This is a genomic window from Spongiactinospora gelatinilytica (genome assembly GCF_003236385.1).
Lineage (GTDB): Bacteria > Actinomycetota > Actinomycetes > Streptosporangiales > Streptosporangiaceae > Spongiactinospora > Spongiactinospora gelatinilytica.
Window position 1 is genome coordinate 1 of sequence record NZ_POUA01000389.1, and the last position, 7,157, is coordinate 7,157.

The following is a 7,157-nucleotide window of genomic DNA, read 5'->3' on the forward strand; positions in this document are numbered from 1 at the left end:
CTGGTGGGGGAGGGCTGGCGGGAGGCGAACATCCCCGAGTTCGACGGGGCGCCCGGCCCGCACCGGGACCTGATCGACCCGGTCACCGGCGACCGGCCCGCCATCCTGCACCACGCCTCGCGGCACTCGGTGCTGGTCAACACCGCGGCGCTACGGCTGGCCGGGATCACCCGCGACACGCCGGATCCGGAGGGCGGGCAGGTCGTCCGCGACGCGGCGGGCGAGCCGACCGGGCTGCTGCTGGAGTCGGCCAAGGGCCTGGTCACCGCGCACGTCCCGGAGCACACCGCCGACGAGCGGCGCGACGCCATCGTGGCGGCCATGCGCACGCTCAACTCGCTCGGCATCACCAGCGTCACCGACCCCATCGTCTGGCCGGAACTGCTGCGCGACTACACGGCCCTGCGCGTCGCGGACCGGATGACCGTGCGGGTCAACGCCCTGCTGCACTGGGACTGGCCCTCGCCGTCCAGCTCCGCCGAACGGCTCGCGACCGCCCTTGAGCACATGGGGGCCGCGACCGGGCTCGGGGACGAGTGGCTGCGGGTGGGCGGCTGCAAGCTGTTCGCCGACGGCGTGCCCACACAGTGCACGGCCTGGGTGTACGAGGCGTACCCGGCGGGCGGCCACGGGCACCTGGTCACCCCCGGGGCCGACGACGAGGCCCGGTACGACGAGCTGATGCGGCAGATCGAGCTGGTCCACCGCCACCGGCTCCAGGCCCAGGTGCACGTCTGCGGTGACCGGGCGGCGGACGCGGCGGCCGACGGCATGATCCGCGCGCTCACCGCCGACCCGTGGCCGATGGCTAGGCACGCGCTCATCCACGGCACGCTGCTGGACGAGAAGCTGTACGGCAGGCTCGCCGAACACGACATCGGCGTCATCACCAGCTCGCTGATGAAGACCCACAGCGGGGCCTCCATGACCCGGTCCATCGGCGCGGAGCGCTGGTCGCGGGCCTTCCCGGCGGGCGCGCTGCTGGCCGCGGGCGTGCTGGTGGCCGACAGCTCCGACGCGCCGGTGACCTTCCCCGACTGGCGGCGCGGCATCGCGACGTTCGTGGGGGCGGGCCCCCGGCCGTACGCGGAGGTGCCGGACGACCTGCGGCTCACCCGCGAGCAGGCGCTCCGGCTGTGGACGGCGGCCGGGGCCTACCTGGAGCACGCCGAGCACCGCAAGGGCACGCTGGCCCCCGGGCTGCTGGCCGATCTCGTGGTCATCGACGAGGACGTCATGTCGGTGGCCGACGAGGATCTCGCGGGCATCACGCCCGCCCTCACGCTGGCCGGGGGCCGCCCGGTCTATGAGTCGGGAACGCTCCCGGCTCTGGCATAGCCCGCGGGGATCGGTCCCCGGGAGGCGGGGGACCGATCCCCGTGTGGGGGGTCAGGCGGGCTGCGACCCGCCCGCCTTGACCTCCGGGGCCCCGCCGCGCCCGAGGTGATCGGGACGCGCCGGACCTCGGTGCGGGTGTAGGCGCCACGGCGTCCGCACCGTCGCCGGCGATCTCGGTGGCCGGGGTGAAGCCGGTCCGGGCCCGCGCGGGGGCCGGTGCGAAGAAGTCGCGGACCAGGGCGTATAACTCCACGAACGGGTCGCGCCGGGTCCGATCCGGCGCGCGGTGCTGAGCGCCTACGGGTAGCCGGTCGCCGGGTCGTGCAGGTGCTGGTGGGCGAGGCCGCGCAGACGGCGCCGGGATCGTGTACGTGACCTACGAGTGGGCGGGCAAGCCCGTTTACGGGTCCGTCGCGTAGCGGAGGCTACCCGGGGATCTCGCGCATCCGGGCGATCAGGGCCGTGGTGGACCGGTCCGGCAGGTAGTCGAGGATGCGCACCTCGCCGCCCAGCGCGCGCACCAGCGGCGCCTCCGGCACCATCTCCTCGGTGTAGTCGCCGCCCTTGACGTAGAGGTCCGGGCGGATCAGGCGGAGCAGCCGCTCGGGGGTGTTCTCCCGGAACGGCACCACGTAGTCCACGTGGTCCAGCGCGGCGAGCACCGCCATCCGGTCGCGGCAGGGGTTGACCGGACGTCCCGGCCCCTTCAGCCGGGCCACGCTGGCGTCGTCGTTGACCGCGACCACGAGCACGTCGCCGAGCCGCCGGGCCTGTTCCAGGTAGCCGATGTGGCCGCGGTGCAGCACGTCGAAGCAGCCGTTGGTGAACACCACGCGCTCGCCCGCGCGGCGGTGCTCCGCGACGCGCTCGGCCACCTGTTCGGCGGGGTCGCCGGAGTGCAGCGCCCGCAGCAGCTCCTCAAGGGCGCAGGTCGCCGTGCCGGGGCGGCGTACCACGACGGAGGCCGCGGCCTGCCCCGCCCGCGCCGCCTCCTCCGGCGTGGCCCCTTCGGCCAGCCACAGCGCGAAGGCCGCCGTGTAGGTGTCGCCCGCGCCGGTGGCCATGTGCTCGGGCGCGGGCTCGGCCAGGGTCCGGTACGGCTCGCGCCCGGCCCGGTGCAGCAGCGTGCCCTCGCCGTCCAGCGTGGTCACCACCAGCTCGGCCGCCGTCGCCGCGAGCAGCCGCCGGGAGCGGGCGGTCAGGAAGCCGATCCGGTCCTCGCCGGCGCCGTCCTCGCCGAGCAGTTCCAGCACCTCGGCGTAGCTGGGCAGCACCGCGTACGGCCGGCAGCCCCGCCAGGGCGCGACCCGGTGCGCGTCCACCACGAGCCGGGGCAGGCCGGTGAGCGCCCGCCGTACGCCCTCGGTGCACACCCCCGCCGCGTAGTCGCAGGCGATGACCACGTCCGCCCGCCGTACCAGGGCGGGCAGCAGGCCGGCCAGCGCGTCCTCCACGTCAGGCGGGATCGGGTCGCGGTCCTGCTCGTCGTAGCGGGCGACGAGCCGGCCGCGGCCGAGCAGCCGCCGCTTGTGGGTGGTCCTGCGTCCCGGCACCGGCAGCAGGGTGGCCCGCACGCCGAGCTCGCGCAGCGCCCCGGCCAGCGTGCCCGCGCGGTCGTCGTCGCCCACCACCGCGACCAGATGCACCCGCGCGCCGAGCGCCGCCAGGTTGGCCGCGGTGTTCCCCGCGCCGCCCGGCGCCTCGGCCACGGCCTCGACGCTGACCACGGGCACCGGCGCCTCCTGCGCCAGGCGATCGACCCGGCCGTCCAGCCAGGAGTCGAGCATCACGTCCCCGACCACGACCGCGTCCACGGTTTCATCGGTCATGCCGGTCCGTTACCCGGGAGGCGGCGGTGAAGTCGAGGCCGTGGTCCTTGTTCTGGTCAACGGCCGGCATCCTGCCGGTCCAGCAGGTCGGCGGCCTGTTCGGCGACGGCCTCCACGGGCACCCCGGCCACCCACGACGTCTCGTGCGGGCACAACCCGGCCTCCGGGTCCATGCCGTCCGCCCCGCAGACCGGGCATCGGGTCAGCCAGGAGATCAGCACCCGGTGCGAGGTCCGGGTCAGCGGCCCGGCGTTGACGATGTTGCCGCACCAGTAGATCCCCACGGTGGGGGTGCCGACGGCGGCGGCCAGGTGGCGCGGGCCGGTGTCGTTGGCGATCAGCAGGTCGCAGCGCCGGTACAGGGCGGCCAGCGCGCCGAGGCCCAGCCGCCCGGCCGTCACCGTCGCGGGGGCGCGCATGGCGGTGGCGACCCGGTCGGCGAGTTCCCGTTCACGCCCGGTTCCGGTGACGACGACGGGACGGCCGAGCCGGTCGGCCAGGGCGGCGAACCGCTCCGGCGGCCACCTGCGCCGGGGGTCGTTGGCCCCGGGGTGGACCGCGACCAGGCCGGGCGGCGGGTCGCCGAGCACGGCGGCGAGTTCGGCGCGGTCGCGGCCGGTGACGGCCAGCGCGGGCTCCACGGCGGCCGTGGACCCGCCGACCAGCGCGGCGACCTCCAGCAGCCGGAGCGTCTCGTGCTGGTGGTGGGCGTAGCGGACCCAGCGGTCCAGCGGCACGGCGTCCGGGCTGCGCAGGCCGGCGGTGACCCGCGCGCCGATGCCGCGGATGAACGGGTTGGAGTAGAGCCCGCCGCCGTGCAGCTGAAGCGCGAGGTCGAAGCCGCGCCGGGCCAGCCGTTCCAGCAGGCCCGGCGGCACGGGATGCCCGGGGTCGGTGGTGCCCACCCCGGAGATCGGCGGCAGCGCCACCACCTCGTCGATCGGCCCGGGACGCCCGCGCAGCAGGCCGGCGTGCCACTCGTGGCCGAGCAGGGTGAGCCGGGCGCCCGGGTAGGCCGCCTTGACGGCCGCGAGCGCGGGCAGCGCCATCACGAAATCGCCCAGCGCGTTGGCGCGCAGTACGGCGATCCGCCGCACCCCGTCGATGGTCGTGCTCATCTGGCCCGTCGGCTGCCCCGCCCGGCCGCCGTCAAACCGGCAGGAAGATCCTCGGCAGGTCGTCGGGGCCCGGGGTGACGTGCGCCTCGACGTGGTAGACCCGGCGCAGCAGGTCGTGGGTGACCACCTCCACGGCCGGGCCCTCGGCCACGACCCGCCCCTCGCTCAGCACCGCCAGCCGGTCGCAGGCGGCGGCGGCCAGTTGCAGGTCGTGCAGGGTGACCAGGACGGTGACCCCGATCGAGCGGGCCAGGCGCAGCACGTCCACCTGGTGGCGCAGGTCCAGGTGGTTGGTCGGCTCGTCGAGGATCAGCACCTTGGGTTCCTGGACCAGCGCGCGGGCCAGCTGCACCCGCTGGCGTTCGCCGCCGGACAGCGTCGCGTACGGCCGGCGGCGCAGCGGGCCCAGCTCCAGCCGTTCGATGGTGTCGGCGATCAGCGTCCGCTCGGCCGCGGACAACCGGCCGAGCGCGCCCAGGTAGGGGATGCGGCCCAGGCCGACGATCTGCTCCACCGAGTTGTTCAGGTCGGCCGGGGTGTCCTGGGCGAGCACCGCCACCGTGCGGGCGACCTCGCGGGCCGGGGCCTGCCAGACGTCCATCCCGCCGACCGTGATCCGCCCGCCGTCCGGCCGGGTGCTGCGGTAGACGCAGCGCAGCAGGCTCGTCTTGCCGCTGCCGTTGGGGCCGACCAGCCCGGCCACCTCGCCCGAGCGCACGCTGAGCGTGATCTCGTGAAGCACCTGCAGCCACGAGACGTCGCGGATCTCGATGTTCAACGGTCCGCCCTGATCAGTAGGAAGAGGAAGAAGGGAGAGCCGAGCACGGCGGTGATCACTCCGATGGGGATCTCGTCGGGCTGGTTGAGCATTCGCGCTCCGACGTCCACCCAGACCAGCAGGAGCGCCCCGGTGAGCGCGCTGAGCGGGACCAGGTGCCGGTTGTCGGCCCTGGCTGCCAGCCGCACGGCGTGCGGCACCATCAGCGCGACGAACCCGATGCCGCCGCTGACCGCGACCACCGTGCCGATCACCAGCGCGCTCGCCGTGATCAGCCGCAGCCGCAGCCGGTCCACCTCCACCCCCAGGCCGGTGGCCCCCTCGTCGCCCAGCACCAGGGCGTTGAGCAGGGTGGCACGGGTGACGAACCACGCCGTCGCCGAAAGGACGATGACCGCGGGCACGCCGACGTCCCGCCACTGGGTGCCGGACAGGCCGCCGAGTGTCCAGAACAGGGCGGTCCGTACCTCCTTGTCCGGTGTGGTGAGCACGATGTAGCTGGTCACCGCCTCGGTGAGGGCGGCGACCGCGACCCCGGCCAGGATCAGCCGGGTGGGCGCGAGCTGCCCGCCGCGCCGGGAGATGCCGAGCACGAAACCGAACGCGGCCATCGCCCCGGCGAACGCGGACAGCGGCAGCGACAGCGGCCCGAAGGGGGAGACCCCCGCCAGGATCACCAGCACCGCGCCCAGCGAGGCCCCCGAGCTGGCGCCGATGATGTACGGGTCGGCGAGCGGGTTGCGCAGCACTCCCTGGAGCACCGCGCCCACGGCGGCCAGCCCGGCCCCCACCACCGCGCCGAGCAGCACCCGGGGGAAGCGGATGTCCAGCACGATGACCGACTGCGGCCCGGCCGGGGCCTCGCTCACCAGCCAGGGCGCCAGCCGGTGGCCGAGCATCCGCGCCACGTCACCCGCCGGGATCGACACCGGGCCGAGGCCCACGGCGACCACGAGCGAGACCAGCAGCACCGCGCCGAGCAGCAGGATCAGGCCCGCGAAACCGAGGCGGCCGGAGCGCGCGGGCGCGGCCGTGCGTTCCCGTGGCGGCGCGGAAGGCGAGGAAGGCTCCGATACCCGGCTCACCGGGCGAGCCCGGCCACGAGGGTGCGCAGCGCCCGGCCGCTGCGCAGGCCGGGCTGGGTGTCGTTGACCGGGATGACGATGAACCGCTTCTCCCTGACCGCGGTGACGTTCTTGATCGGCTCGTAGGAGGTGAGGAACGCGATGGCCTTCGCCGCGGGCTCGAACGCCTGGTCCTCCACGACGATCGCGTCGGGGTCCCGTTTGACCAGTTCCTCCCAGGAGATCTGGGAGTAGGAGGTCACCTCGGGGAAGACGTTCTTGCCGCCGGCCCGGCGGATCAGGTCGTCGAGCAGGCCGTTGGAGCCCGCGGTGGCGGCCTTCTCCATGCCGCTCGCGTAGTCGAAGACCGTCGGGGTGCCACCGACCGGCTTGACGGCGTCCACCTCGGCCGAGAGTGCCGCCACCAGTTCCTCGGCTTTGGCGGGCGCGCCCAGGAGACGGCCGAGTTCGCGGATGTCGGTGTAGCTGTCCTCGACGGTGGCCTTGTGGTTCGGGCAGTTGCCGGACAGCAGGTAGGAGTTGACGCCCTCCTGGCGCAGCCTGGCGCGGTCGCCGAGGGCCTTGGGACCGAAGTCGTCGGGGTAGCCGCTGACCACGAAGTCGGGGTTGGCGGCGAAGACCGTCTCCTTGGACGGGGGCGGGAAGGCCGACTCGGCGATGATGTTCACGCCCTTGAACGCCGCCGCCGCCTCGGGCAGCAGCTCACCGGGCGCGACGGCCCCGACCAGCCGGTCCCGCGCGCCGAGCGCGAGCACGATCTCGGTGGCGATGGTGCTGGAGGCGACGATCCGCTTCGGCGGCGAGTCGAAACGGTACTTCGCCCCGCAGTTGGTCACCTCGATCGGGGCGGGCTCGTCCGGTCGCGCCGCCTGCTGGGCGGGCTCGCCGCCGCCACAGCCGGCCGTACCCGCCAGGGCGGCCAGCGCCGCCACGGCCAGAGCGGCGATCGATCTGCGCATGGGGTCTCTCCTGAATTGATCACGCATGGGGTACCGGTAACAGGCAGGGG

The 7,157-nt window shown here is 74.7% G+C and carries 6 protein-coding genes; 1 reads left to right on the forward strand and 5 read right to left on the reverse strand.

All coding sequences use genetic code 11. From position 1 onward, the window contains the following. On the forward strand, nucleotides 1-1,338 hold a 1,338-nt coding region (locus C1I98_RS32540; protein ID WP_111171184.1), incomplete at its 5' end, for an amidohydrolase. Nucleotides 1,339-1,763: 425 nt separating this feature from the next. On the opposite strand, the gene rfaE2 is transcribed toward C1I98_RS32540, so the two are convergent. Genes rfaE2 through C1I98_RS32565 form a run of 5 tightly spaced genes read right to left on the reverse strand, consistent with a single transcriptional unit; the run spans nucleotide 1,764 to nucleotide 7,107 of the window. Then, nucleotides 1,764-3,167 carry a D-glycero-beta-D-manno-heptose 1-phosphate adenylyltransferase gene (gene rfaE2, locus C1I98_RS32545; protein WP_111171185.1) on the reverse strand — a complete coding sequence of 468 codons (1,404 nt, stop codon included), beginning with the start codon at nucleotides 3,165-3,167 and terminating at the stop codon, nucleotides 1,764-1,766. A gap of 56 nt (nucleotides 3,168-3,223) precedes the next feature. Further along, nucleotides 3,224-4,285 carry a glycosyltransferase family 9 protein gene (locus C1I98_RS32550; protein ID WP_111171186.1) on the reverse strand — a complete coding sequence of 354 codons (1,062 nt, stop codon included), beginning with the start codon at nucleotides 4,283-4,285 and terminating at the stop codon, nucleotides 3,224-3,226. A 31-nt stretch (nucleotides 4,286-4,316) separates the two neighbouring features. Beyond that, nucleotides 4,317-5,063, reverse strand: coding sequence for an ABC transporter ATP-binding protein (locus C1I98_RS32555; protein ID WP_111171187.1), 747 nt, complete (start codon nucleotides 5,061-5,063; stop codon nucleotides 4,317-4,319). Next, entirely contained in the window at nucleotides 5,060-6,148 is a 1,089-nt protein-coding gene (locus C1I98_RS32560; RefSeq protein WP_199537376.1) for a FecCD family ABC transporter permease, read from the reverse strand. Before C1I98_RS32560 ends, C1I98_RS32555 begins: the two co-directional genes overlap by 4 nt. Then, nucleotides 6,145-7,107, reverse strand: a complete 963-nt coding sequence (locus C1I98_RS32565; protein WP_111171188.1) for an ABC transporter substrate-binding protein — start codon at nucleotides 7,105-7,107, stop codon at nucleotides 6,145-6,147. The genes C1I98_RS32560 and C1I98_RS32565 overlap by 4 nt, the downstream gene beginning before the upstream one ends. Nucleotides 7,108-7,157: the final 50 nt, after the last annotated feature.